Below are 25,366 nucleotides of genomic sequence, written 5' to 3' on the forward strand. Positions count from 1 at the left end.
ATGAGCGATTTTAAACTTCACTTTCACCCGCATTCTACATGAGTGCCTAAGCCAAAAATATCAACTAAAATTCACTTTCAAAGCCTTCAGCTAAAACAAGCGACGTTCCAAGCTTGTCTTTCTTTGAAAGGAAGGGTGCTTCCGAATATGGCCAATCAATGCCAATATCCAAATCGTTCCATCTAATGCAACGTTCCGCTACAGGTGCATAGTAGGCTGTTGTTTTGTAAAGAAACTCAGCGCGATCACTCAACGTGATGAATCCGTGGGCGAATCCTGGCGGGATCCATAATTGACGCTTGTTCTCAGCCGACAGCAACGTCCCTACCCACTTCCCGAAAGTCGATGAATATCTCCTGATGTCTACGGCAACATCAAAGACCTCACCATGCACGACACGGACGAGTTTGCCCTGCGCATACGGAGGAAGTTGGTAATGAAGGCCCCTCAACACACCCCGCTGAGAACACGAATGATTGTCCTGCACAAAAACTGTGGCAACGCCAGTTGCCTTTGTGAAAGCTTGAGCATTGAAGCTTTCGTAAAAAAAGCCCCGGTCATCACCGAAGACACGGGGGGTCAACAAGATGACCTCAGGGATCGAAAGCGGCTTGGCGTTCATTTGCACCCCTGACTCTTCACGAGGTTCATCAGATAGCGGCCGTACCCGTTTTTGAGCAGGGGTTCGGCCAAACGCATAACTTGAGCCTCATCAATCCAGCCCTGACGGAAACAGACCTCCTCTGGACAGGCAACCTTGAGCCCTTGCCGTTTCTCCAAGGTAGCGATGTACATACTTGCTTCGAGCAGACTATCGTGAGTGCCCGTATCCAGCCAAGCGTATCCGCGTCCCATCATCTCTACACGGAGACGGCCTTGCTCCAAATAAAGACGGTTCAAGTCCGTAATCTCTAATTCGCCACGCACTGAGGGCTTGAGTGATCGTGCGTACTCGGTCACATTGCCGTCATAGAAATACAAACCCGTAACGGCATAGTTGGATTTGGGGCAGGAGGGCTTCTCCTCAAGAGAGAGGACCCTTCCCGAATTGTCGAATTCCGCCACTCCGTAGCGTTCTGGGTCCTGAACATGGTAGGCGAACACTGTGGCTTGGTCAGTCCTGGCTACGGCGCTGGCCAGCAATTTATGAAGATCATGCCCATAGAAGATGTTGTCGCCCAGTACTAGTGCGCACGGACTTCCATCAATGAACTCCTCGCCAATCAAAAAGGCCTGTGCCAATCCGTCCGGATGAGGTTGCACCGAATAGCTCAAATGGATGCCCCACTGACTGCCATCCCCAAGCAGGCTTTCGAACCGTGGCGTATCTTGGGGTGTGGAGATAACCAAAATGTCCCTGATTCCCGCCAAGAGCAGCGTGCTCAGGGGGTAATAAATCATGGGTTTGTCGTAGACAGGAATTAGCTGCTTGGAGATAGAGAGTGTTGCAGGATGCAGGCGGGTCCCTGTACCACCAGCGAGGATTATGCCTTTGCGTGTCGTCATGAAAGTGATCTTTTAATCGCCTTGGTCAGCTTCGGCCATGATGCCATTAACTGCCTAATCTTGATATTTTTCTCTCAATAAATGGCCTCTTTTGGGCCTCAGGTTTGCATTTGCCACGGAAATTTAGCTTTTTAATTCAATAGACCACTATCATTGATAAAAATTTGAGATACAGAAGGCAAATTTCATCCCAACGTGAAAACTCCAATCAATTCCCCCGCCCATAAACATCCTCAACTCTAACAATATCATCCTCCCCCAAATAACTCCCCGTCTGCACCTCAACCAACTCCAGATCAATCTTTCCCGGATTTTCCAATCGATGCATAAAACCAAGCGGTATATAAGTGGACTCATCTTCTTTTAGTAGTAAACTTTCTTCTCCCCGCGTCACCAACGCGGTTCCCCTCACAACAACCCAATGTTCCGCCCGGTGGTGATGTTTCTGCAATGACAGTACAGCACCCGGTTTGACCGTGATTCTCTTCACCTGAAAGCGATCTTCAAGATTGATGGTTTCATAAGTGCCCCAAGGCCTGTAAACCTTCTTGTGCAGCGAGACCTCCGGACGCTTTTTTGATTTCAGCTTGTCCACGAGTTTCTTTACATCCTGCACTCGATCCTTTGGCGAAACCATCACGGCATCAGCCGTTTCCACAATGACATGGTCCCTGACCCCGACAACCGCCAACAGCCTTCCAGTCGAATGCATGTATGATCCATGCGAGTCCTCGGAAACCACATCTCCGATGGCTACGTTTTGATTCTCGTCCTTGTCCTTGACGTCCCAAAGGGCGCTCCAAGACCCGATATCGTTCCACCCGGCATAAAGCGGTATCACCGCGCCGTGGGCAGTATGCTCCATAACTGCGTAATCTATCGAATCACTCGGACACGATTCAAAATTTGCGGCATCCAGGCGGAAAAAATCCAGATCGCTTTTCCCTTCGGCAATGGCTTTTTGGCAGGCATCCGCCATTTCTGGACGGAATCGCTCAAGCTCCTGCATGAACTGCTTTGCTGAAAACATGAACATACCGCTGTTCCAATAGAATTTGCCTGAATCAAGATACGACTGTGCGGTCTGGGTATCCGGCTTTTCGACAAAGCGTTTGATGTGAAAGGCATCGCTATCGACACCAAGCTGTTCACCACGCTCGATGTATCCGTATCCGGTTTCGGCATACTGGGGCACGATTCCGAACGTGACGAGGGAGCCGGCGCTGGCTACGCTCGCGCCGATCTCGATGGTTGAAAGCAGCATGGACAGATCACGGATATGGTGATCCGCCGGCAAGACCAGAAGGATCGGATCGTCGTGCAATTCACTGGCAAGCCGGGCGGCGACGTATGCTGCGGGAGCGGTGTTTTTCCCTGCGGGCTCAAGGACAATCTTCGAAAGCTGCACATCCTGTTGCCGGGCCTGCTCCGCGACCATGAAGCGATGCTCTTCGTTGCACACGACGATGGGAGGCGCGATTTCCGGGTTCTGTCCAAGCCTGAGCGCTGTCTCCTGGAAAAGAGTCTTGCCATTGACCAGAGGAAGAAACTGCTTCGGATACAATTGTCTGGATAAAGGCCACAACCGTGTTCCGGAACCACCGGCCAGAATGACAGGAATGATCATCACTTCTCCCGTTGCATGATGTCTGAAATAATTGGACGCTACTGCCGCGTCCCCTCATTCTCCAAAAACCACCGATAAGCGCCCCCCACTCCCTCTTCCAACCCAATCTCAGCCTTCCAGCCAAGTCCGGTCAGCCTTGAAGCATCAAGAAGTTTCTTTGGCGTCCCTTCGGGCTTCTCGGCATCAAAAAACAGCTTTCCGTCATAGCCCACAATCCGGGCCACGGTCTCGGCCAACTCCAGAATACTCACATCTACCCCACACCCCACATTCACAAAACAAGGATTAGGGTAGCTCAAAAGCTCCCGTTCAAATACCGCGTCTTCTAGATTCAAGACAAAAAGGCATGCCTGCGCCATGTCATCCACATGCAAAAACTCCCGCCTGGCATTCCCCGTCCCCCACACAACCACCTCTTCAACCCCGCTCTCCTTGGCCTCATGAAACCGCCGTATAAGCGCAGGCAACACATGGGAATTCACCGGATGAAAATTGTCCCCCGGCCCATAGAGATTGGTCGGCATCACGGCCACGAACTTGGTGCCATACTGCCGATTGTAGGACTCGCACATCTTGATCCCGGCGATCTTGGCCAGGGCATACGGCTCGTTGGTCGGCTCCAGCGGTCCGGTCAGCAGATGCTCTTCGCGCATGGGCTGCGGGGCAAGCTTGGGATAGATGCAGGACGATCCCAGAAAAAGCAGACGATCAACGCCTGACTCATAGGCCGAATGGATGACATTGGACTGGATGACCAGATTGTCGTGGATGAAGGATGCCGGATAGGTATTGTTGGCATGTATCCCGCCGACTTTTGCAGCTGCAAGAAAGACATGATCCGGACGCTCCACTTTAAAAAAATCACGGACTGCAGCCTGATCCAGTAAATCAAGCATTTCCAGCCTTACTCGCCCCCCAAAATCCGGAGCAGCATTATGAATGGTCCCGACGATATTCTGAAAGCCTTGCGCCAAAAGAGCGCGAATGATCGCACTACCGACCATCCCGGCGGCACCGGCTATTAGAATCTTGTCTGTTATTTTCATTCTTTTTGCTTTCCTGGAAATCCAACCTGAAGGCTGTTCAAAAAGGTTCGAGTGCAAGGCGCAAGGTGAAAAGGGAAGCCGATGTGTGGCCGTCTACATGAGGCTTCCATTTTCACCGCAGCAACGCAGCAATCGGGCCTTTTTCAACAGCCGCTACTCGCACGGAGAGCTAACAGTAAAACCAGCACGCACACACAACTCTTCCTTTTTCGCGTCTTCCAGATCAAACCGCACCATCTCGGCTACCAGTTCCTCAAAGCGGACCTTGGGGGTCCAGCCGAGTTGCTTTTTACCTTTGGCCGGATCGCCCAGCAGCGTCTCCACTTCCGTAGGCCTAAAATAGCGAGGGTCCACGGCCACGACCGTTTTGCCATTGGCCGGATTGACGCCTTTCTCGTCCAGGCCTTCGCCTGAGAATTGAATGGTCATGCCCAGCTCCTTGGCAGCAGCCTGCACGAAATCCCGCACGGAATGCTGTTCACCAGTGGCGATGACATAGTCGTCCGGCGAATCCTGCTGTAGCATGAGCCACTGCATCTCCACGTAATCCTTGGCGTGCCCCCAGTCGCGCAAGGCGTTCAGGTTGCCTAGGTGCAGGCAGTCCTGAAGGCCAAGATGGATACGGGCCAAGGCGCGGGTGATCTTGCGGGTAACGAAGGTCTCACCGCGAAGGGGTGATTCATGGTTGAAGAGGATGCCGTTGCACGCATACATGCCGTATGCCTCGCGATAATTGACCGCGATCCAGTAGGCGAAAAGCTTGGCGCAGGCATAGGGAGAGCGCGGATAAAAGGGCGTCTTCTCAGTCTGGGGGACTTCCTGCACCAGGCCAAACAGCTCGGAGGTGGAAGCCTGATAAAAACGCGTCTTCTTCTCCAGGCCCAGGATGCGGATAGCTTCAAGAATACGCAGCGTACCCAGACCATCCACGTTGGCCGTGTATTCTGGCGTATCAAAAGACACCTGCACGTGAGACTGTGCAGCGAGGTTGTAAATCTCGTCAGGCTGGACCTGCTGGATGATGCGGATCAGGTTGGTGGCATCGGACAGATCGCCGTAATGCAGAACAAAACGCCGTCCGGTCTCATGCGGATCCTGATAGAGATGATCGATGCGATCAGTGTTGAACAGCGATGCGCGGCGCTTGATGCCATGCACCTCATAGCCTTTCTCAAGAAGAAATTCCGCCAGATATGCGCCATCCTGACCTGTGATGCCTGTGATGAGAGCTACTTTATTCAATGGATAATCCTTGCGAACAGTGAATGGAGAGCGGCGACCGGAAATAAACAACGGGATCAGGAGCCGACCCTTGTCAGCTGCCTGCCCTGAAGTCAGACACGTATCTTTCCGGATTTTCACCTAAAAACCGAAAAGAGTTTACAAGTCCCGTGCCATGAAGCCTTTTTACTCCACACGCCGAAAAGCGCCGCCAGCCGTAGCTTTTCTTGTTTTACGCAGTAGCGATGACGAGGACGAGGTGTCTGATTTAGCTGGACTGGATTGGGGGAGGCAGCGGCAAAGGTAGCGATGGAAGATTCAGAGATCTTGAGAACAAAAAATCCCGGCATGAAAGAGAGGCAATCTCTCCCTCATGCCGGGATAAAGTCAGATAGAATGCAGCCTAGACGATCTGACGGCGACGCAGGCCGACAAGACCAAGCAGGCCCGAGCCGAGAAGGATTGCGGCACCGGGAACTGGGACGGAACTCGTGGCGGAAACAAAGCCAGTATACGCTCCTCCTGCGAAGGGAGCTTGACCGGACCCAAAACCAGTCAAAGCTAGAAAATAGTCACCTGCAAGCAAATTAAACTGAGTTTTAATCAATGCGTCACCTGCAACCTCAAATATTTGAGTAAAACTATTTGATCCATTATCTTTAAATAAGTATCCTTCAAAATTATCTATGTCAGTATAAGGAGCAAAATTAAATGAAACAATTGCTGCTGCAAAATCTGATGCTGGCAAAGTCATTGTATATTTATGATAAAATTCACCAATGATACCAGTCTGATAAATAGGGATTTCTGTTCCAAGTGTAATCGGGTTTAAATCAATAGGAGCTATTGTTGGCGCAGATGATGGATCAAAAGAAGCAAACGCACTTGAATAAGCCAAAATCAAACTCAACGTCAGAAACAAAATCTTTTTCATTCTCAACCTCGTACTATTAAGGGTTGCAATTTTATTGTTCAGCGCTTCAGTCACTGCCCATATGAAAATACCGTGCCAAAAATGAAAAATGTTTTATTTCGGATAGATACTAAAATTCGGTCCACCCTGACCAACTCCTAGCCTGGCCCAGTCCGATTCCCTCAGATACGCCTTGCCTGCCATGGCCGTGTAACCCCAAGCAATATAAAGAGACCTGCACTTAGCTGTTGCAAAATCCAATGTCTGATTCTTTCGGATGGAAATTTTGCATTTCGGACCGTTCCATTTTCACAGATCGCGCCGACCTGGGTCTCTGAGACCAAGAAGTGCCTTATTTTCTTATCTTTTTCTTCAAAAAAGGCCCTTTTTTCGACCTTAGAATGAGGTCATCAACTCAAAATCAGCCTATTTTTATAGCTAACACACAAATATCATTAATAAAAACTCGCGTTGCGGACTTTCAAAATCCCCACTCCAGCATGTTTCCGCAATCCTGTTTTATCGCCTGGGTCTCTATCGCCTGGGTCTCTGAGACCAAGAAACCACCAATTTCATTCACTTTTTTCTCGAAAAAGGCCCTTTTTTCGACCTTAGAATGAGGTCATCAACTCAAAATCAGCCTATTTTTATAGCTAACACACAAATATCATTAATAAAAACTCGCGTTGCGGACTTTCAAAATCCCCACTCCAGCATGTTTCCGCAATCCTGCGCTCCGTACGGGGCCGGTTGTTCGCCGAGCATGTTGCTTTCGTCCTTCAGAATGGGCGCATATCCGCTCTGCCTGCGCACATGATCAACAAACTTCACGCTCCCCACGGCCAGCTCCGCCGTCCACACATCGTCTCGGCACAGATGCCCGCGCTTGACCACGTTATCCACCCAGCCCGCATAATGCTCTGGAAATGTCGGATCATCCGGCAAGCCTGCCAGCCTGGACAGCTCGGACAGGTTCACTGTCTTGTAACGCTGCTTGGGCTTCACGATCTCGTGGTAGCCGCCGTGCTTCCACTCCGAAGGATGCCTGACCACTCCGGCCCGAACCATGTTTGTGTCGATGTACAGCGAGCACCGAACCAGATGCTCTCCGCTCTCCACCGCCGTGGCATGGTAGCGCCGCTCCCAGAAGCTTCCCTTGCGGTCGCTCTTCTTGTTGTACGTTGCGGCCACCTTGGAACCCAGATCGCGCATCATCTCCGGTATCGCTTCCCTGTCTGTCGGGCTGACCACGAGCAGATGAACGTGGTTGGAAGTCACCGTGAAGTTCAGCACCGGCACCCGGTAACGGCCCTGATTTTCAAAGAGCGTGTCTGTCAGCAGCTTGCGGTACAATACCTGATTCAAGAGAAAGTCCCGATTGTGACAACGGGCAGTCAGATGCCAGACATAACCAGGCTCGAAAAATCGTTGCGGGTAACCCATAAAGACCAGACCTGCGTTGATAGGCACTCCCATCGGCCCAACCGATAACCCATCGATCTAAGCCGCGCCTCGTCCAAGGCTTGCACGCTCATACTCCCCGTCATCGCTTGTGGAGAAACAAACTCTATGTGCACCGCCTGGATGAACTGCTACCAGCGCAAAAATCTTATTCCAATTGGACCTGCTACCCATTCTGTCTGAAAATCGCTGGCCTTCAAAAAAAAGTTAGGCCCCGCCCGGGTCTCTGAGACCTAGAACAATCCTTGCGAACAGTGAGCGGTGATCGGAAAAAGGCAACGGGATCAGGAGCTGGCCCCTGCCAGCACCCTGCCCTGAAGTCGGACACGTATCTTTCCGGATTTTCACCTAAAAACGCAAAAGAGTTTACAAGACCCGTGCCATGAAGCCTTTTTACTCCATACGCCGAAAAGCCCCGCCAGACGTGGCTTTTCTTGTTTTACCCGGTAGCGATGACGAGAATGGGATGTCTGATTTTGCTGGACAGTCTTGGTTGGTGAATGGTGATTGGTGCCTATGCCTGGGTCTCTGAGACCAAGAACTTACCAATTTCATTCACTTTTTTCTCTAAAAAGGCCCTTTTTTCGACCTTAGAATGAGGTCATCAACCCAAAACCAGCCTATTTTTATAGCTAACACACAAATATCATTAATAAAAACTCGCGTTGCGGACTTTCAAAATCCCCACTCCAGCATGTTTCCGCAATCCTGGCCTGGGTCGCCTGGGTCTCTGAGACCAAGAAACCACTAATTTCATTCACTTTTTTTTCAAAAAAGGCCTTTTTTTCGACCTTAGAATGAGGTCATCAACCCAAAACCAGCCTATTTTTATAGCTAACACACAAATATCATTAATAAAAACTCGCGTTGCGGACTTTCAAAATCCCCACTCCAGCATGTTTCCGCAATCCTGCGCTCCGTATCAAGTCTGGGTCTCTGAGACCAAGAACTTACCAATTTCATTCACTTTTTTCTCTAAAAAGGCCCTTTTTTCGACCTTAGAATGAGGTCATCAACCCAAAACCAGCCTATTTTTATAGCTAACACACAAATATCATTAATAAAAACTCGCGTTGCGGACTTTCAAAATCCCCACTCCAGCATGTTTCCGCAATCCTGCGCTCCGTACGGGGCCGGTTGTTCGCCGAGCATGTTGCTTTCGTCCTTCAGAATGGGCGCATATCCGCTCTGCCTGCGCACATGATCAACAAACTTCACGCTCCCCACGGCCAGCTCCGCCGTCCACACATCGTCTCGGCACAGATGCCCGCGCTTGACCACGTTATCCACCCAGCCCGCATAATGCTCTGGAAATGTCGGATCATCCGGCAAGCCTGCCAGCCTGGACAACTCGGACAGGTTCACTGTCTTGTAACGCTGCTTGGGCTTCACGATCTCGTGATAGCCGCCGTGCTTCCACTCCGAAGGATGCCTGACCACTCCGGCCCGCAGCATGTTGGTGTCGATGTACAGCGAGCAGCGCACCAAGTGCTCTCCGCTCTCCACCGCCGTCGCATGATAGCGCCGCTCCCAGACTTGCCTGGGTCTCTGAGACCAAGAACAGCCTGGTCGGCATCCGAAGAAAACTCGCCGCATAAGCAATACCAGAACGCAAAGGCGGAGCCACCCTCCGCCTTTTTACTGCCCCGTCGCCATCAATCCAAATTAAGTTTTGCTGCCTGTAGCTCAGCCTTCTCAGCCACCATCCCCGCCGCGCCCGCTGTCTCCGTTCCTGCTTCCGTCGCTGGTTCTGTCGCTGCCTCCATCGCTGCCTCCATCGCTGCCTCCATCGCTGCCTCCATCGCTGCCTCCGTCGCTGCCTCCGTCGCTGCCTCCGTCGCTGCCTCCGTCGTTGCCTCCATCGCTGCCTCCGTCGTTGCCTCCGTCGTTGCCTCCGTCGTTGCCTCCGTCGCTGCCTCCGTCGCTGCCTCCGTCGCTGCCTCCATCGCTGCCTCCGTCGCTGCCTCCGTCGTTGCCTCCATCGCTGCCTCCGTCGTTGCCTCCGTCGCTGCCTCCGTCGCTGCCTCTCCCGCTGCCATCATTAATGGTGCAATCTTTGCTTTATGGCATCGTCCGTCCCGTATCCGATCCGATCAGACTCAGCGAGGAACAGGTTGTAAATGATCGATCCCATGCAGAGCATAACCGGCCAACCGGACATGCATCCTGGGCGCAGACACTTCCCTCGCCGCATGCGGAGGGAAACGGCGAGAGGAAATTCCTGTTGCTGACTTCAAACCTGACAACGAAGCAGAGAGGCTTCACCATGAAATCAAAAATGCGTTGTATGTTTGCATTTGCTTTTGTATTTTTTCTGATTTCATGCCCCACATGGGCAGCAGATAGTTCCACATCATGGATCGGCACTGGGGACACATCCTGGAGCAATTCAATGAATTGGGACAATGGCGTGCCCGTAACCGGCTCCAGGGTCGTACTATCTCTGCCGGATGCCAATAACGGCGATTATACAGTCGTCTATGACGTTCTCGGTGATGACTTTCCAAAACTCACAGATATCATCATAAATGGATCCACCGACTTTCAGCCGATACTCCAACTCCAAAAAGGTACTGATTCTTCCCCGCTCTATTTCGAAAGCGCATCCATGCTCGTCGGCGATACCGGAAAAGGGAGCTTGGTTCATGAATACGGGACGGTCGAAACGCAAAGCCTAATCTTGGGCGACGATACCGATAGCGTCGGCCGATACGCCATTTCGGGTGAATTCAAGCTTCCTGATGAAATCGAAGCTCCCGCAGAGTGGGGGCCTGACCAGACAGACTCATTTCTCGGAGTACTCGGCAATCTCCTGGTCGGTAATGCCGGGGATGGGGCATTCTCGCAACAAGGCGGAATAGTTATCGTTAAAGACGACCTGATCCTTGGATCAACTTTCACCGGCGAGGGCTCATACACCCTTGCCAACGGCGTGCTGTGGACGGGCAACACCGTTGTGGGCGGCGACGGAACCGGACTTTTCACACAATCTGGCGGACTCCACCTCATCGGTTTCGACCCGTTCAACTTAACGCCCATCGAGAGCGAAGAGCACACCCTTGTCGTCAACGCAGGAAGTTACGACATGAGCGACGGCAGACTCCTTGTCTCGTCCGAGATCATCGGGAACGGAGGTCAGTTCCTTCAAAGCGACGGTGAGCATCACGTCTACAAGAATATGGTGGTCGGGAGTGCTTCCGCAGGTAGCATCACCCTGAGTGACCAGGCGAAACTCGTTGTTGAGTCTGACATCCTCCTGGGTCTCAACGGAGGAGAAGGATCCGTGAGCTTGGACAACACGGCCTCACTCAGGGTCAACGGAAACATGCTCCTAGGAATGCGCGAACCTGGAGGGTCCGAGTCAGGCAATGGCATAGTGATTCAAGGCAGTGAACAAACATCGGCGGAAGGCGGCCCTTCAGTTTCCGCAGGCAGTGTGATCCTTGGCAACGACGCGACAACCACCGGCGCGTACACCCTGCATAGCGGTACCTTCACTGCCGGTGGCGTGGTTGTCGGCCAGGGCGGGTCAGGCACTTTCAGGCAGACAGGCGGTGTCGCCGCCATCCGCGGCAACCTGGAACTTGGGGCGGTGTTCGACAGCATCGGGACCTATGAACTCTCCAGCGGATCGCTCGACGTCTCGGGTCTTGAACACATCGGCGGCAAAGGTACCGCGACATTCACCCAGACCGGCGGGTCCAACACTGCGGGCAGCATGACAGTAGGGACAGGCAGCAACTACTCTTTCCAAGGCGGGTCACTGACAGTCACAGATACCATCAACAACTACGGCCTGTTCCAGGGTGCTGGCGAAATCAATGTCGAGACATTCAACAACGATGGCACGCTGGCACCAGGGAATTCGCCTGGAACGCTTTCCATTACAGGCGATTTCAATCAGGGCAGCGAAGGTATCCTAGCCATCGAACTCGGCGGCACGCAACCAAGCCTGTTCGACACTCTGAACATCATGGGGGAAGCAAATCTTGCCGGAACCCTGCTCATCGAATCATGGGACAACTTCATGCCAAAAGCCGGCGACTCGTTCACCATCCTCACAGCGCAAAACCTCTCGGGCCAGTTCCTTATCGACAGTAAAATCACCGGCATCAACTGGATCGCCAGCTACCGCGACAACAAGGTCAGCCTGACCGCCAGTTCCGTCCCTCTCCCCGGCGCAGCGCTACTTCTCGCCCCGGTCCTCCTCGGCCTGGTAGGCTTCCGAAGAAAACTCGCCGCATAAGCAATACCAGAACGCAAAGGCGGAGCCACCCTCCGCCTTTTTACTGCCCCGTCGCCATCAATCCAAATTAAGTTTTGCTGCCTGTAGCTCAGCCTTCTCAGCCACCATCCCCGCCGCGCCCGCTGTCTCCGTTCCTGTTTCGTGCATGGATCTCTGTCGTGCATGGGTCTCTGAGACAAATAACACCTCAACTTCATTCATTTTTTTCTCTAAAAAGGCCCTTTTCTCGACCTCAAAATGGTGATTGGTGAGTAGTGACTGGGGTAAGCCGGGCCTTGGAGACCCAATGTCGTATACGTACTTGACCGAATTTCCACACAAAGCGGAAGCTGGTAACTCCGAATGCCTGGGTCTCTGAGACCAATAACACACTGGACTCATCCCCGACTCCAACTTATAAATAAAGGGTATGAAAAATGCCGACCATTAGCATGTTTTACGGAATCCTCGTAATGATCATGTACGAAGACTATGGGCGACATAACCTCCCGCATATCCACGTACGCTATGCGGGACACAAGGCATCGATATGCATTGACGATGGCGTCCTCCTCGCAGGGGACTTCCCCGCCAAGCAACTGAAACTTGTGCAGGCATGGATCGAAATTCACAAAGACGAACTGCTGGCAAACTGGGAACTGGCCGTAGCCGGAGAAGAACTTTTCAACATAGCCCCGCTTCGCTGACAATTGGATGGTAACTATGGAAAAACAGCTGCTGGATGTAGTCGCCGTCGAGCCCCGGCCCGACCATAGCCTCTATCTCACTTTCGAGAACGGTGAAAAACGCATTTTCGATATGCGGCATCTTCTGACAAAACCTCCTTTTCACCGCCTCAAGGAATCGCCGTTCTTCATGCTTGCTAAAGTAGGCTACGGAACAGTGATCTGGCCCGGCAACATCGATATCGCGCCGGAAACCCTCTATGATCAATCACGACCTGCAGGCAGCGGTATCTGAATAGTGAATGGTGATTGGGAAGAAATATTATTAGTGATCGGTGAACAGTGAATGGTGATTGGGAAGAGATATTATTAGTGATCGGTGAACAGTGAATGGTGATTGGAAAGAGTTTTTGTATTTTTTAAATTATCAAACGATAATTTAATTTTCTTACCCATTCACTATTCACTATTCACCATTCACCACTCACTACTCACAATTCACTATTCGCTTAGCATAATTCAATACTCATTTCTTCGCATTGTTTCTCATACGTTCGTATGAGATGGTGAATGGTGAACAGTGAATGGTGATTGGAAATAGTTTTTGTATTTTTTAAATTATCAAACGATAATTTAATTTTCTTACCCATTCACTATTCACAATTCACTATTCACCAACCACTATTCACCAATCACTATTCACCAATAAAAAACATGGACCACAAACAACTAGACGCTTGGAAATTGAGCATCGATTTGACCATTGACATTTACAACATATCCAAGAACTTCCCACGAGAAGAAGTTTACGCGTTGACTCAGCAAATACGAAGGGCCGCTACGAGCATTCCAAGCAATATTGCAGAAGGAGCAGCTCGAAAATCCAACAAGGAATTTTCGCAATTTCTACACATCGCCCTTGGGTCTCTTGCTGAAGTAGAGACACAGCTTTTTATCGCTCAAAGACTCAACTATACTGATCAGTACTCGAAATTTTCCTCTCAAATCACTTCAATAAGGAAGCTGATTCTTGGATTGATACGGTATCTTAGTGGTGAATAGTGATTGGTGAATGGTGAATGGAAAAGGCAGCGACCGGAGAACGACGGAGGCAGCGACAATGACAACGACAAAGGGAAAGGCAATCCAAATGGGGGTGTCTGTCGATGCCCCCATCGATGGTTCCGTCGCTGGTTCTATCGATGCCTCCGTCGCTGATTCTATCGCTGGTTCTATCGATGCCTCCATCTCTGCTGTGCCGGCCGAGGACGTATTCCACGACTCTACACCGGGCAAGGTCCTGTCCGGCGCACGGGGTCTGCGCGGGTTGACCCAGGCTGCCCTGGCCGCCGCCATCGGCGTCCACAAATCACATATCTCCGGCATGGAGAGAGACGTCCGCCCCATCGGCAAAGCAATGGCGAAAAAGCTTGGCCACGCGCTGGAAATGAATTGGCGGATTTTTTTATAGTGAATGGTGAATGATGATTGGTGAATGGAAAAGGCAACGACCGGAGAACGACGGAAGCAGCGGGAAAGACAATCAAGAAGGTGGTGTCTGTCGATGATTCCTTCGCTGATTATATCGCTGCCGCCGTCACCGGTTCTGTCGATGGTCTTGGCTCCTGGGCCTCTGAGACCAAAAACACCTGCCTTTGCCCTGTCTTTGCCCTGCCTTTGCCCTATCCATTCACGATTCACTAATCACCATTCACAACAAACTGCATGGATCTCTCAGACCAAGAACTCACGTTATCAACTATCTCGACTATCACTAGGAGGCCATATGCAGAACAGAACCCGCAAGCCAAGCCATCCCGGAGGCATTTTGCTCCGGATGTACCTGGAACCGTTGAAGCTGACCGTCACGGCAGTAGCTGGACACTTGGGCGTTTCTCGCAAGCATCTTTCCAACCTGGTCAACGAAAAGGTCGGCATCACCCCGGACATGGCCATGAGGCTTTCCCGTGCCTTCGCCACTTCGCCGGATCTGTGGATGAACATGCAGAAGACGCGGGATCTATGGGAAGCGGAACACGAGCGCACCGGCTGGGAAGCGGTGACACCTTTGCCCGGCGTGCAAGATGTTAGCGGCGTTGATGCGGCAGCTGATTAGTGATTGGTGAATGGTGAATAGTGAATGGTGATTAGAAATGGCAACGACTGAGGCAACGGGGAAAGACATCCAGAAGGTGGTGTCTGTCAATGGCTCCGTCGCTGATTCTATCGCTGCCCTGTCGCTGATTCTTTCGCTGCCCTGTCGTTGGCTCTGTCGTTACCTCCGAGTGACGTTCCGATTCGAATATCTTGCAACCCTGGGGGTCAAACCATGAACGCCATGAAATATAAAGGGTACACCGCCCGCATGGACTTTGACGCGGAAGACAACATTCTTGTGGGCAAGATTTTAGACATCGAAGACGTCATCGTCTTCCATGCCGAGTCCGTCCACGAGTTCCAGACTGCATTCCACACCGCCATCGATGACTATATAGCGGCCTGCGAAAAACTGAATCAGAAACCCGAAAAACCGGCCAGCGGCCGCCTGATGCTGCGCATCAATCCCCAGGTTCACGCGGCGGCATTCCGCAAGGCAGCCCATGAAAGCCAAAGCCTGAACAAGTGGGCGGAAAAGGTCATTGAGCAAGCGACCCGGATCTGATGTGTGGAGGATGTACACCAAGTCTAGCACATGGCTAACTCCAGGGCGACAGGATTTGAATCCGATCGCATTGGAGTTTTATTAGGATCGCAATACTATTTTTGCTGAATGGATGGCCGTGGAATGGAGGTCAGATAAGCCCAGCTAAAGCAAGCGCCCGTTCCGTGCCTTTGGACTCAGGCACATATTCAGACATTGCCTGAAACGAATGAATCATTTTTTTACACCACGTCTTATGAATACTGCTTGCGATCTCGGTCAATTCAGTAATATCTTTCGGATTCCAAATTATCGTTTTACACACAGCCTCTACCTGCTTATAATCTTTTATTTTTTTTGCAGCATCCTTCCGACAATCCGCTACGATAAGCTTGTGAACGACAAATGCCGGCATTGAGGGGACACACACCCGCCCCAGATCTCTAGCGGTGAGAATAGTCGGATTGCTCAACAAGATGTTCAAATAAGGCAGTGCTTGCGTTGTTATGCCCAGATCCTGCGTATCATTACCTGATTTTCTTTTAGTTCCATCACCTTGTTGATACTGAAGAAATTCAACAACAAAATCATTACAACGGTAGCGAACACTGTTAGACTGATAATCAAACTGTTCGTCAAAACCCATACTTTTTAATATCTTTGAAAGGTCAACAGGCTTTCCTTTATACGGAACATTGACAGCCATATCTATATCTAAAGTTCGCTCTGGATAGAATTCAACTCCAAAATTATTTTGATAAATTATAAAACACCAAGAACCTATGATTTGAAGGCCTTCATCCCAAAGGCCTTCTTGTTCAAATCGTTCAAACAACGTGCGCAAAGAGGGCACATAGTTTTCATTAGCAATTTCTGACGGATCGATGCGAAGCTCTTTCATGGCAGACTTTGACTTTCTTAGTTGTTCAATATTTCTCTTGCGACTCTTTAATTTCTCTGAAATATTCAATAATATATCTTCATTTTTTGGACCAATGTACAAATCTGTACGTTTTTTTTGTATATTTTTACGAATGTATAAATACTCACTTCCCCGAATATACTTTATTACCAAAGAACCACCAGCGTTTAAAAGCAACTTGCCGACTAACTCTTGCTTTAATGTCCGGTAATAATCTCGGCTTTCTTTGAGAATTTCTGTGATTACTGCTGCCATAATTACGCCTCGTGAAAACCTTGATTACCCACTTTAATTGAAAAAATCAATCTTTGGTGGGTAACTAACCTTTAATGACGTGTTGATCTTCTTGTTCGAGGAGAGGCTATTCTTGGCTGCAGCATGCAGAACCTTTTCCTCGATGTCCATGGTCTGAACCTTATCGCGGAAGATCATCTCGACCCAGCACAGGGAGAACTCGTGGAGACGAGCATTGGTGAATGGTGAAGTGAAGATAGCTCAGTCGCGTCCCCATCGCTGCCCCGTCTCTGGTTCTATCGCTGTCCCGTCGCTGCTTTGGTTCTATCGCTGCCCCGTCGCTGGTTTTGTCGCTGATTCTATCGTTGCATCTGTCGTTGCCCCGTCGCTGGCTCTGTCGCTGCCCCGTCACTGGTTCTATCGTTGTTGTTGACAACTCTCCCGACCTTGAACGATACAAGATACTACTTACGACTACCAAGGAGGTTGTCATGCCCTCGCAAGGACCGATCAAGCCCACGAGCATCAAGCTTCCCCTGGAATTGCACGCACGCGTGCAGCACATTGCCATGGTCCGCAAGCGTTCGGTTCATGAAGTCATGATCAGGGCGATGGAGACCTATGTGGACAGGGAGGAGAAGCGGGAGGCCATCCGTCAGGAGTGTATCAAGGCCCACGACGAGTATATGCTGACCGGACTGCATGTCACAGGCGAAGAGGTAGACGCATGGATTGATCAACTCGTTGATGGCAACGAGACGGAAATGCCCGCATGCCACGTCTGATCTGGACCGCGGGGGCCGTTGACGGACTCGGTAAAATCCACCGCTTTCTTGCCGAAAAGGATGCGCAGGCCGCTGCGAAAGCCCTGGACGCCATCCGCAAGGGAGCAAACATCCTGCGATACTTTCCCCAGGCCGGACGCCCGACGGAGGACCTGGAACCGGAACATCGCGAATTGCTCATCCCGTTCGGGGCTTCAGGCTACGCCGTTTTCTACGAAACCATCGACGACTGCGTATGCATCCTCACCGTCAAACATCAGAAAGAAGCGGGATACTGATTAGTAATAGAGGCAGCGACAAAGGCAGCGGGAAAGGCGGCGACGGGAGAACGACGGGGGCAACTTCGGAGATGGCGATGGAGCCTGCGTCGAATTCGTAGACGGGCCTGCCAACAGGGTGGACAAAACAAAAAAGCCCACTCCCGAAAGAACAGGCTCAACCAAAAACAAGAAACCAAAAACTAATAAACATACCGCCGGGGAGTCTGCCTGGCCAGTTCCACGCCTACTCCGTAAAACCCGCCGCAGCTTCCGTCCTGGGCCTTGCACCAGCGCACCATGCCGAGGCAACAGCAGGCGCCGTAAAGCCCGGTCTCCTCGGCGTCGGAAGCGAACTGGATCTTGATGGCGTCACCGGGGCTCAGGGGATAATCCAGTTCGAGCATGAAGCCCGTGGCGCTGAAATTGACCGTGCGGGACGAAATCTGGCCGTCCTTCGAAAAGCATTTCTCCACCGTACACCGCGTCAGCGAGGCCCTGCGAGGCGATTTTCTTGAGTCCAGCACTGGTTGGCTCCTTATCCCTTCCTCAAATAACACACTCCGCCGCTGTAAAGCATGAGCACTCCGCCAAGGGCCAGACTGGCCGAACTGCCGGCCAGGCACCCGGCCAGACCCACTGTGCCGACAAAAAGAGGGAAGGTCTTGTAGATGCAGTGAGGAAGCCAGACTCGCATGCTGTACCTCGTGTTTGTTGAGCGGCACGCGCCTGCTCATATCAAAAAAATCCACGAATATGAGAACAAACCATAAAAACACATCTATATCGCAACATGTAACACAAGTGTTTACTTTATGCAACACAAATTGCAATTTGTGAACAAAAAAAAATATTACTCAGCTAAAATCATGATATAAATACAGAGAAGATCCTGGCATGAAAGAGCGCACAGACACTTTTCAAGCCAGGATATGGTTATGATGCGTGCAACCTAAATGATCTCGCAGCAGCACTGCAGAGGTGGTCGGATTCAGTCCGAACCTGCCGGGCCCTACCCTGTCCGACTCGGCAAGACCGCACTCGGACGCATCCTGTCCGACCAAATCAGATGCTCGCCAACAGCTCACGGGCACGGGTCAGTTCCGGAAAATCCTGAGTGCGGGCCAGCAGGGCCGTGAGCAGCTCGCGCGCTTCCCCGGTCTGCCCAAGATCGGCCAGGACCCGGGCCAGGTGGTAGGTCACGGCCGGGTCCTCGGGCAGGGATTCGTGGGCCTTGCGCAGGAACTGCAGGGCCGCGTCCTTGTCGCCCAGGCGGTAATGCACCCAGCCCACCGTATCCAGCGCCGACGGGTCGCCGCCCGCGCTGGCACGCGTGGCCAATGCCAACGCTTCGCTCAGCTGCTCCGTTGTGGGCGCGTCATGAGAAACCAGCAGGTAGGCCAGGTTGTTGGCTGCGGGCAGCAGGTCCGGATGGCGGGCCAGGAGCTTGCGAAAGATGGCCTCGGCCTCGGCCGTTTCCCCGCCCAGCTGCAGTAACTGACCCAGCAGCAGGCCCTCCGGCACGGAGTCCGGGTTCTTGGCCAGGGCCGCGCGGCATTCCGCCACAGCCGTATCCTTGCGGCCCGTGGACGCGTACAGCCCGGCCAGCCTGGCCGAGGGCACGGACCATTCCGGGGCGCGCCGCTGGGCTTCGCGAAAGGCTTTTTCCGCCTCGTCCACATTGCCTAGGCGCAGGGCCGTGCGCCCCTGCAGATCCGCGGCCAGCGGGTCCGAAGGCCGGGACGCGGACCGCTCCGCCGCCCAGGCCAGAGCCGCCTCGCCCCGCCCCGCAGCCAGTTCCACCGCCACCACGCCTTCGGCGCCGCCGTGGGCATCGGGACTGGCCAGGAGCAGCTCGTCGAAGGTCCGCCGCGCCGCATCCCAGTCCTTGCGGCCGCCGTGCATGCTGCCCAGCCGCAACAAGGCCGGAGCGTGCGCCTCGTTCTCCTGAGCGGCCTGCCGGTAGTAGATCTCGGCCGCGTCGAAATGTTCGCGCCGCGCCTCGATATCGCCCATGGCCAGCATCAACTGGGCGGGCATCCTGCCGCCATTCTCACCGCCCTGCAACACGGCCAGGGCCGCGTCGGGCTCACCTGCCCGCTGATGATGCGCGGCCAGTTCCAGGCGCACGGGCACGGCGTCCGGCTTCTTCAGAAGAAAATTGCGCAGCGCCTCCACCCCGGACAGGGTGTTGCCCAGCGCGAACTGGGCGCGGGCCATGAGCACGGCCACGGCCATGTCGTCGGGGGCGTCGTGCAGGGCGATGCGCAGCTCGGCCAACGCTTCTTCGAAGCGGTCCTGCAGCATGAAGATGCGTCCGCGCGCGGCATGGGCGCGGGCGTCGGCGGGGTTGAGGCGCAGCACCTCGTCCACCTCGGCCAGGGCCCCGTCGCGGTCGCCCCGGCGCAGCTTGATCTCGGACATGCGCAGCCGTGCCTCGATGCCCGCCGGGCCCGCCTCTTTATCCCCAGCCAGGGCGACCAGAGCCGCTTCACCCTCATCGGCCCGCCCCACGGTCAAAAGCACCGCGGCGGAAGCCAGCCGCAGCTTGGGCGACGGCTCTCCTTCTTGCGCCACTGCAAGCGCGTCCTCAGCCTTTCCGGTGCGCATCAGGTAGTCCATCAAGCGCAGCCGCCCCTCTTCCGAGCCGGGTTCGGCCGCGAGAAGCTCCCGCAGGATACCCTCCACGCGCCCATTCTGCCCCATGCGCTCATAAAGCGCCGCCAGCAGGATCTGCACGCCCCTGTTGGCGGGGTCGAGCTCTTTGAGCTTCAAAAGATGCTGCTCGGCCGCGGCGTAATCTTCCATGTCCGCAGCCAGGCTTGCCGCGCGGAAATGCAGCGGCCTGCTGTCCGGCTTCTTACCAATTCCCTTGCCAATCACGGCCAGCGCATCTGAGTTTCTTCCTTGTTCAGAATGGATGACCGAAAGCGCCAGCAGCGCATCCTCGTTTGCCGGGTCTTTGGCAAAGACCAGATCCAACTGCCGGCCGGCTTCTTCAAAACGCTTGGCGCGCAGCATGGCTCCGGCCCGCAGCAACAATCCATCCACGGACTGTGGGTCCAATGCCAGCACCTGACCCGCATGCGCTTCAGCCTGGTTCGTATCGCCGGATAGCAGGTACAGGCGCCCCACTCCGAGCAGGGCCTCCGTATTGGCGGGCTCAAGCTCCACGGCCCGCTGAAAATTCCCGAAGGCTTCACGCCAATTCTGCTCCTTCAACGCGCAACGGGCGAGCAGCAGGTGCGCGCCGACATGATTGGGGTCGAGCTTGATGACATTCCTTCCCTCAACCCTGGCCTCGGAAAAGCGACCCGCCTCCTCGAACTTGAGGCCGTTGGCATAAAACCCATCCCTGCGGTTCTCCTTGGATCCACAAGCACCGAGCATCATGACCAGAAGCAAAAAACATAAAACCCGCTGCATTCAGATCTCCTTATAAGTAGCCGCCCGGACACGACACGTGCCGCTCTTCCCCGCAAAGTCCCCCAGCCCTGACCGCGCCCATCCTGTCCGACCCCATCGGACACGCCACGACCACGCCGCACGGGTCCACAAGGCTGCACAACCGTCCGATCGCCCCTGCACCGGACTCATGACAAAATATAACGAACTTAAATAACAAGAAAAAAACACACAAACAGTTCTTCCGCGGCACGAATGCGCGGTGACCGGACACGAGCCGACTCTTCGCTGTACGCCGGACAATCCGCCTGAATTTGCAATATCAAAGCCAACGACCGAAGATGCCAAGAGTCGCGGATGCACCCCACATCCCGGTCCGCAACGCGCCATTCAGGAAAACACCCCCGTGAATACGGCCAGCATCAGCGTCTCCAGACAGAGCAGGGACAACAGGAAAAGCACGTAGTCCCTGTTTCTGCTGATGCGCGAATAGATCAGGTTCAGGCCCAACCCGAGCAGCACGGCCTTCATGGCGATCTGCCTCAATTCAAAAAGTTCGGCATGGGTTTCGGTCATGAGCGCAAGGGAGCTGATGAAAGCGATAAGAATATAGTCCAGCGCATTGAGCGGCACTTTTTCCGGGGTCAGGATGATGCAGGCGAAGTACAGTGCGCTCAAGACGTAGAAAATGCCCGTGACCCCGTCTGGGCCCATGATCAGAAAGACGCTGTCCGTCTTCATGACCTCCCCGAATACGACCACGTACAAAATAACTGCCAGCATCATGTAGTACATGACAGGGACAAGCCGCGCGCTATGTCTTCTGTATAGAAAAGCGAGAATGCAAATCACGGCCATAGACGCAATCATCATAGGTAATGGAGAATGGCGTATGAAGTATACATTGATGAAAAAGAAGAATGTAAAGAGCAGAAAAAAGCTTTTCCAACACAGCCATGAGATACAGTGCCGCACATTGATGCTTCTCGTATTCCAGACAAAAATCGCTTGGGCCACTCTCTTCACCGCTGAATACATGTTTTGAGCGCTTACGTCCTTGCCCTGCACCGCATGGCGGAATGCGAACACGGCACCAAGTATGAGAATATAGAGGAGAAGGCCAAGATAGTCGGCCACGAAACGCAGGGCGAAGCCGGTCACGATGAGCGCGAAATGCAGGAAATAGATACTGACCACGGCCTGTTCCTGGGTCAGGCCCGCGCGCAGCAGCTTGTGGTGCAGGTGGTTCTTGTCCGGCTTGAACGGACTCTGCCCGCTCTGGATGCGCTCGTACATGACCATGGCCGTATCGAGGATCGGCGTGCCTAAGAGAAACAAGGGCAGGACCGGGGTATAGATGGAGTGGTTCTGGGTCAGCATGATCAGGCACGCGCCGATGGTGTAGCCCAGAAACTGGCTGCCTGTGTCGCCCATGAACACTTCCGCCGGGTGCACGTTGTAGCGCATGAACCCGACCAGTCCACCCGAAACGGCCAGGGCGATGGCGATGGGCAGCATCGCTTCCTGAATGTAGCCCAGAAAGGCGCAGGCCAAGAGGATGAGCAGGGACAACCCGCCCGCCAGGCCGTCCAGGCCGTCACTCAGATTGATGATGTTGATGACCGCCAGCATGAAGATGATGGTCAAAGCGATGGACGCGGGCCCCAGATTCACGACCAGGCCGGGCATAAGTTCCCCCAGGCAGGAAACCTGGATGCCGGAGACCAGGGTGAAGGTCAGGATGGCCGCGATCTGCCCAATAAACTTGATGCGGTAGCCAAGCTCGCGCATGTCGTCCCACATGCCGAAGAAAAGGATGATCAGCCCGCCGCCCAGATACCCGCCCAGCTCCCTGGACATGGTCAGGGGCACGAGCAGGGAGGCCACCGTGGCCACTGCGATGGCCATGCCGCCCGTGCGAGGAATCAACCCGGTGTGGACCTTGCGCGGGTCAGGCTTGTCCACGATGCCCCAGCGCCGCCCCAGGCGGATGCCTACGGGCACCAGCAGCGTGGAGAGCAGAAAGGCGATATAGAAGCTGATCAGAAAATTCATGAGGCCTTTCCGCCCGGCAACACGGGCTCGATGTTCTCGCCCGGCAAGATCCCTTCCAAAGGCGGCAGGGCCTGGGCCAGGAAGTCAAGGAGCCGTTGCTCGGCGTCCACCTCTGCTTCTCCCGGATACAAGGGAGTGATAAGCCGGACCAGGGCCCCGTCCGTACGCCGCAGGGTCAGGGAATCCCACATGGTGTAGAGCTTGAGCTCCACCCCGTTGGTCAGATAGCGCCCCCGGGCCGGAAACCAGAAGTAGGAGAGCATGCGCTGGCCGTTCTGCTCCAGCATCGTGCGGTTGACGCGCATCGTCTTGTAGCCCGGCACGTCCACCTCCACCGCCCCGTTGCGCTCGAAGCGCCACCCGCCGCCGCGCAGGCAGGTCTCGGGGGAATGAATGGACTCGCCCTTGCTCTGCCGTTCGTACCAGGCCACGTAGAAATCAACGACCCGTTGGCGGCCGTCGCGAAAGTCGATCTGCACGTAGTCCGTGAAATCGAGTTCTTCGATGAACTCGCGCTCCATGGGCACCGACCGCCCCTCCCACTCGCCCAGGCGCAAAGGAAACGCCGACAGGTTGCGGGCCCGGGGCAGCACGTCGGGGGTCATGGCCCGGTACTGCAGATAGCCCGCGGCCACCGCCAGCAGCACCAGACCGGCCAGGAGCGGCGCGGTCGCAACCCTGGTCTGGACAATATCGCCGGCAGCATGGGGAAAGGTTACCAGCATGGGTTTTCCCCTGGCGGTCAAAAGCTTCATGCCGCCGGTCAGAATCGCCGCCGACAGGAGGAACATGACCCATCCCATGGCGTCATGAGCCGCGCCCTCCACGATCGCGGGCCCGTAGCTGCGCGCCAGCACGCCGCTGATGCCGATGCGCAGTCCGTTCATGGCGATGGCGAGCGGCAGGGTGAAAAGCATGAGCAGGGTCCGCTTCCACCATTTTTCCCGGAAGTAATAGGTCAGGAGCATGCCGACGATGACCAGGGGAATGAGAAACCGAAGCCCCGAACAGGCGGCCACGACCTCAAGCTGGGTGAAGCCCATGTCGATGACGTTGCCCTCGCGATAGGCGGGGATGCCAAGTATGTGCAAAAATTCGACGCCCAGCCGCGTTGACAGCAGCTGCATGCCCAGGGTCAGGCGGCTGTAGAGATAGTTCGGTGGCGGAAAGGCCATCGCAAACAGGAAGAGGGGAAAGAGCACGACCTTGAGCTTGCGCCAGCCCAGCAGGGTCCAGCTCACGCCGAGGATTGCGAACCACAGCGAGAGGTACAGGGACAGAAACTCCCCCCCCAGTTCTCCCAGCAGCAAAAAACACACGGCAGCCCCAAAGGCCCACAGCCCGGCCCAGGAGGCCTTGGAGGGGATGCTCGCAAGCTCCCCGCGCCGCTCCCAGATGAGATAGGCCATGACAAAGGGGATCAGGTAGCAGTAGTCGAAATCCGCCCTGCCCCACTCGTTGCCTACCAGTCGGATGATGACCGCGTGATAGACAATCGCGACGAGGGCCGCTCCGGCTCCCCATCCCAGCCAATTGATACGAGGCATGCGCGCTCCAGACTTTGTATTGAATAGTGCGAATTCACCGGAAAGATTCAAAAGCCCCTGGACCCAAACACAAAATCTTCAGGCCGGATGCCAATAAAATCCCACCTTTTTTACAAGTCCCGTGCCAAGCACAAACCCTGGCCAGGAAACGCCAAAGCGTTGCCAGACGTGCGTTTTGAGACTTTCAAACCCAAGAGGATGGTCCGGGCAAGTCCGACAATACTGGACTGCGTGCGCAGAAGCGGCCCGACGTGGCCGCCCTTCTTCTGCCCGACGTGGGTGTATGGCGGTACACCGAAACGGGGCGGACACAAAAACGGGCAGACACAAAGACAGGGCGGACACAAAGACAGGGCAGACACATAGGTCTGCCCCTACGCGACGTGTCGTCGTGGTCATGATCGGGCGGGAAATTTTCGTGGTGGCGTAGGGGCGAAAAATTTTTCGCCCCTACAGGTATCGCACCGGAATCACATCATCGCATCAACGGCACAACGTAGGGGCGGCCCTGCGTGGCCGCCCTTCTTCTACCCTGCGTGGCCACCCTTCTTCTGCCCTGCGTGGCCGCCCTTCTTCTGCCCGACGTGGCCGCCCTTCTTCTGCCCGACGTGGGTGTATGGCGGTATACCGAAACAGGGCAGGCACAAAAATTGGACGGACAGAAAAACAGGGCAGACACATAGGTCTGCCCCTACGCGACGTATCGTCGTGGTCATGATCAGGCGGGAAATTTTCGTGGGGGCGTGGGGGCGAAAAATTTTCGCCCCTACAGGTATCGCGCCGGAATCGCATCTGTTGTTATCGCGGCCTCTATCGTTGCTCCGTCGCTGCCTTT

General features: G+C 54.1%; 25 protein-coding genes. 10 read left to right on the plus strand and 15 right to left on the minus strand.

What is annotated here, in order from left to right; genetic code table 11:
* Window positions 1-64: 64 nt before the first annotated feature.
* From rfbC to DBAC_RS12825, 9 genes are all read right to left on the minus strand, one after another.
* Window positions 65-622 (minus strand): dTDP-4-dehydrorhamnose 3,5-epimerase, encoded by a 558-nt coding sequence (gene rfbC, locus DBAC_RS12790; protein ID WP_015774723.1) that lies wholly within the window; start codon window positions 620-622, stop codon window positions 65-67.
* Entirely contained in the window at window positions 619-1,506 is an 888-nt protein-coding gene (gene rfbA, locus DBAC_RS12795) for a glucose-1-phosphate thymidylyltransferase RfbA (RefSeq protein ID WP_015774724.1), read from the minus strand. Before rfbA ends, rfbC begins: the two co-directional genes overlap by 4 nt.
* A 208-nt stretch (window positions 1,507-1,714) precedes the next feature.
* Window positions 1,715-3,133 carry a mannose-1-phosphate guanylyltransferase/mannose-6-phosphate isomerase gene (locus tag DBAC_RS12800; protein WP_015774725.1) on the minus strand — a complete coding sequence of 473 codons (1,419 nt, stop codon included), beginning with the start codon at window positions 3,131-3,133 and terminating at the stop codon, window positions 1,715-1,717.
* A 38-nt stretch (window positions 3,134-3,171) separates the two neighbouring features.
* Window positions 3,172-4,179 (minus strand): GDP-L-fucose synthase family protein, encoded by a 1,008-nt coding sequence (locus DBAC_RS12805; RefSeq protein WP_015774726.1) that lies wholly within the window; start codon window positions 4,177-4,179, stop codon window positions 3,172-3,174.
* A gap of 153 nt (window positions 4,180-4,332) precedes the next feature.
* On the minus strand, window positions 4,333-5,421 hold the full coding sequence (gene gmd / locus DBAC_RS12810) for a GDP-mannose 4,6-dehydratase (RefSeq protein ID WP_015774727.1): 1,089 nt from the start codon (window positions 5,419-5,421) through the stop codon (window positions 4,333-4,335).
* 382 nt (window positions 5,422-5,803) lie between these two features.
* Window positions 5,804-6,334: a PEP-CTERM sorting domain-containing protein gene (locus tag DBAC_RS19130; RefSeq protein ID WP_015774728.1), complete on the minus strand. Its 531-nt coding sequence runs from the start codon at window positions 6,332-6,334 to the stop codon at window positions 5,804-5,806.
* 675 nt (window positions 6,335-7,009) lie between these two features.
* Complete coding sequence (locus DBAC_RS12815) at window positions 7,010-7,789, minus strand: transposase (protein ID WP_081434440.1); 780 nt, start codon at window positions 7,787-7,789, stop codon at window positions 7,010-7,012.
* Between the two features lie 1,068 nt (window positions 7,790-8,857).
* Window positions 8,858-9,262 carry a hypothetical protein gene (locus DBAC_RS12820; protein WP_050762096.1) on the minus strand — a complete coding sequence of 135 codons (405 nt, stop codon included), beginning with the start codon at window positions 9,260-9,262 and terminating at the stop codon, window positions 8,858-8,860.
* Between the two features lie 167 nt (window positions 9,263-9,429).
* Window positions 9,430-9,756, minus strand: coding sequence for a hypothetical protein (locus DBAC_RS12825; RefSeq protein WP_153304566.1), 327 nt, complete (start codon window positions 9,754-9,756; stop codon window positions 9,430-9,432).
* 284 nt (window positions 9,757-10,040) lie between these two features.
* On the opposite strand from DBAC_RS12825, the gene DBAC_RS12830 reads away from it, so the two are divergent.
* The 7 genes from DBAC_RS12830 to DBAC_RS12865 all read left to right on the plus strand — a co-directional run bounded on the left by DBAC_RS12830 (window position 10,041) and on the right by DBAC_RS12865 (window position 15,347).
* Window positions 10,041-12,020, plus strand: coding sequence for an autotransporter outer membrane beta-barrel domain-containing protein (locus DBAC_RS12830; protein ID WP_143890935.1), 1,980 nt, complete (start codon window positions 10,041-10,043; stop codon window positions 12,018-12,020).
* A gap of 452 nt (window positions 12,021-12,472) precedes the next feature.
* Complete coding sequence (locus tag DBAC_RS12835) at window positions 12,473-12,706, plus strand: DUF4160 domain-containing protein (protein WP_218915576.1); 234 nt, start codon at window positions 12,473-12,475, stop codon at window positions 12,704-12,706.
* Between the two features lie 16 nt (window positions 12,707-12,722).
* On the plus strand, window positions 12,723-12,980 hold the full coding sequence (locus DBAC_RS12840; RefSeq protein ID WP_015774734.1) for a DUF2442 domain-containing protein: 258 nt from the start codon (window positions 12,723-12,725) through the stop codon (window positions 12,978-12,980).
* Window positions 12,981-13,399: 419 nt separating this feature from the next.
* The gene (locus tag DBAC_RS12845) at window positions 13,400-13,747 is read left to right on the plus strand and encodes a four helix bundle protein (protein ID WP_015774735.1); all 348 of its coding nucleotides are present in this window, start codon (window positions 13,400-13,402) and stop codon (window positions 13,745-13,747) included.
* Between the two features lie 58 nt (window positions 13,748-13,805).
* Window positions 13,806-14,156 (plus strand): helix-turn-helix domain-containing protein, encoded by a 351-nt coding sequence (locus DBAC_RS12850; protein ID WP_015774736.1) that lies wholly within the window; start codon window positions 13,806-13,808, stop codon window positions 14,154-14,156.
* A gap of 315 nt (window positions 14,157-14,471) precedes the next feature.
* Window positions 14,472-14,801, plus strand: coding sequence for a HigA family addiction module antitoxin (locus DBAC_RS12860; RefSeq protein ID WP_015774737.1), 330 nt, complete (start codon window positions 14,472-14,474; stop codon window positions 14,799-14,801).
* Window positions 14,802-15,014: 213 nt separating this feature from the next.
* Window positions 15,015-15,347, plus strand: a complete 333-nt coding sequence (locus DBAC_RS12865; protein ID WP_015774738.1) for a type II toxin-antitoxin system HicB family antitoxin — start codon at window positions 15,015-15,017, stop codon at window positions 15,345-15,347.
* A gap of 130 nt (window positions 15,348-15,477) precedes the next feature.
* Here DBAC_RS12865 and DBAC_RS12870 read toward each other — a convergent pair whose 3' ends face one another.
* Window positions 15,478-16,503 (minus strand): nucleotidyltransferase family protein, encoded by a 1,026-nt coding sequence (locus DBAC_RS12870; protein ID WP_015774739.1) that lies wholly within the window; start codon window positions 16,501-16,503, stop codon window positions 15,478-15,480.
* 470 nt (window positions 16,504-16,973) lie between these two features.
* Here DBAC_RS12870 and DBAC_RS12875 point away from each other — a divergent pair, with 470 nt between their 5' ends.
* Together DBAC_RS12875 and DBAC_RS12880 are read left to right on the plus strand one after the other, a co-directional pair.
* Entirely contained in the window at window positions 16,974-17,267 is a 294-nt protein-coding gene (locus DBAC_RS12875; protein ID WP_015774741.1) for a CopG family ribbon-helix-helix protein, read from the plus strand.
* Window positions 17,255-17,545, plus strand: a complete 291-nt coding sequence (locus DBAC_RS12880) for a type II toxin-antitoxin system RelE/ParE family toxin (protein WP_015774742.1) — start codon at window positions 17,255-17,257, stop codon at window positions 17,543-17,545. Before DBAC_RS12875 ends, DBAC_RS12880 begins: the two co-directional genes overlap by 13 nt.
* Window positions 17,546-17,727: 182 nt before the next feature.
* Here DBAC_RS12880 and DBAC_RS12885 read toward each other — a convergent pair whose 3' ends face one another.
* The 5 genes from DBAC_RS12885 to xrtD all read right to left on the minus strand — a co-directional run bounded on the left by DBAC_RS12885 (window position 17,728) and on the right by xrtD (window position 24,531).
* Window positions 17,728-18,051, minus strand: a complete 324-nt coding sequence (locus tag DBAC_RS12885; RefSeq protein ID WP_015774743.1) for a PilZ domain-containing protein — start codon at window positions 18,049-18,051, stop codon at window positions 17,728-17,730.
* A gap of 11 nt (window positions 18,052-18,062) precedes the next feature.
* The gene (locus tag DBAC_RS19385; protein ID WP_015774744.1) at window positions 18,063-18,221 is read right to left on the minus strand and encodes a hypothetical protein; all 159 of its coding nucleotides are present in this window, start codon (window positions 18,219-18,221) and stop codon (window positions 18,063-18,065) included.
* Window positions 18,222-18,589: 368 nt separating this feature from the next.
* The gene (locus DBAC_RS12890; RefSeq protein WP_015774745.1) at window positions 18,590-20,950 is read right to left on the minus strand and encodes a tetratricopeptide repeat protein; all 2,361 of its coding nucleotides are present in this window, start codon (window positions 20,948-20,950) and stop codon (window positions 18,590-18,592) included.
* 369 nt (window positions 20,951-21,319) lie between these two features.
* Window positions 21,320-22,984: a glycosyltransferase family 4 protein gene (locus DBAC_RS18040; RefSeq protein ID WP_015774746.1), complete on the minus strand. Its 1,665-nt coding sequence runs from the start codon at window positions 22,982-22,984 to the stop codon at window positions 21,320-21,322.
* A complete protein-coding gene (gene xrtD, locus DBAC_RS12900; RefSeq protein ID WP_015774747.1) occupies window positions 22,981-24,531 on the minus strand; it encodes a VPLPA-CTERM-specific exosortase XrtD in 1,551 nt (516 codons plus the stop codon). The genes DBAC_RS18040 and xrtD overlap by 4 nt, the downstream gene beginning before the upstream one ends.
* A gap of 512 nt (window positions 24,532-25,043) precedes the next feature.
* Between xrtD and DBAC_RS19250 the strand changes: the two genes are divergently transcribed.
* The gene (locus DBAC_RS19250) at window positions 25,044-25,214 is read left to right on the plus strand and encodes a hypothetical protein (protein ID WP_153304567.1); all 171 of its coding nucleotides are present in this window, start codon (window positions 25,044-25,046) and stop codon (window positions 25,212-25,214) included.
* Window positions 25,215-25,366 lie beyond the last annotated feature (152 nt).

This window comes from Desulfomicrobium baculatum DSM 4028 (assembly GCF_000023225.1).
GTDB classification, from domain to species: Bacteria; Desulfobacterota; Desulfovibrionia; order Desulfovibrionales; family Desulfomicrobiaceae; genus Desulfomicrobium; species Desulfomicrobium baculatum.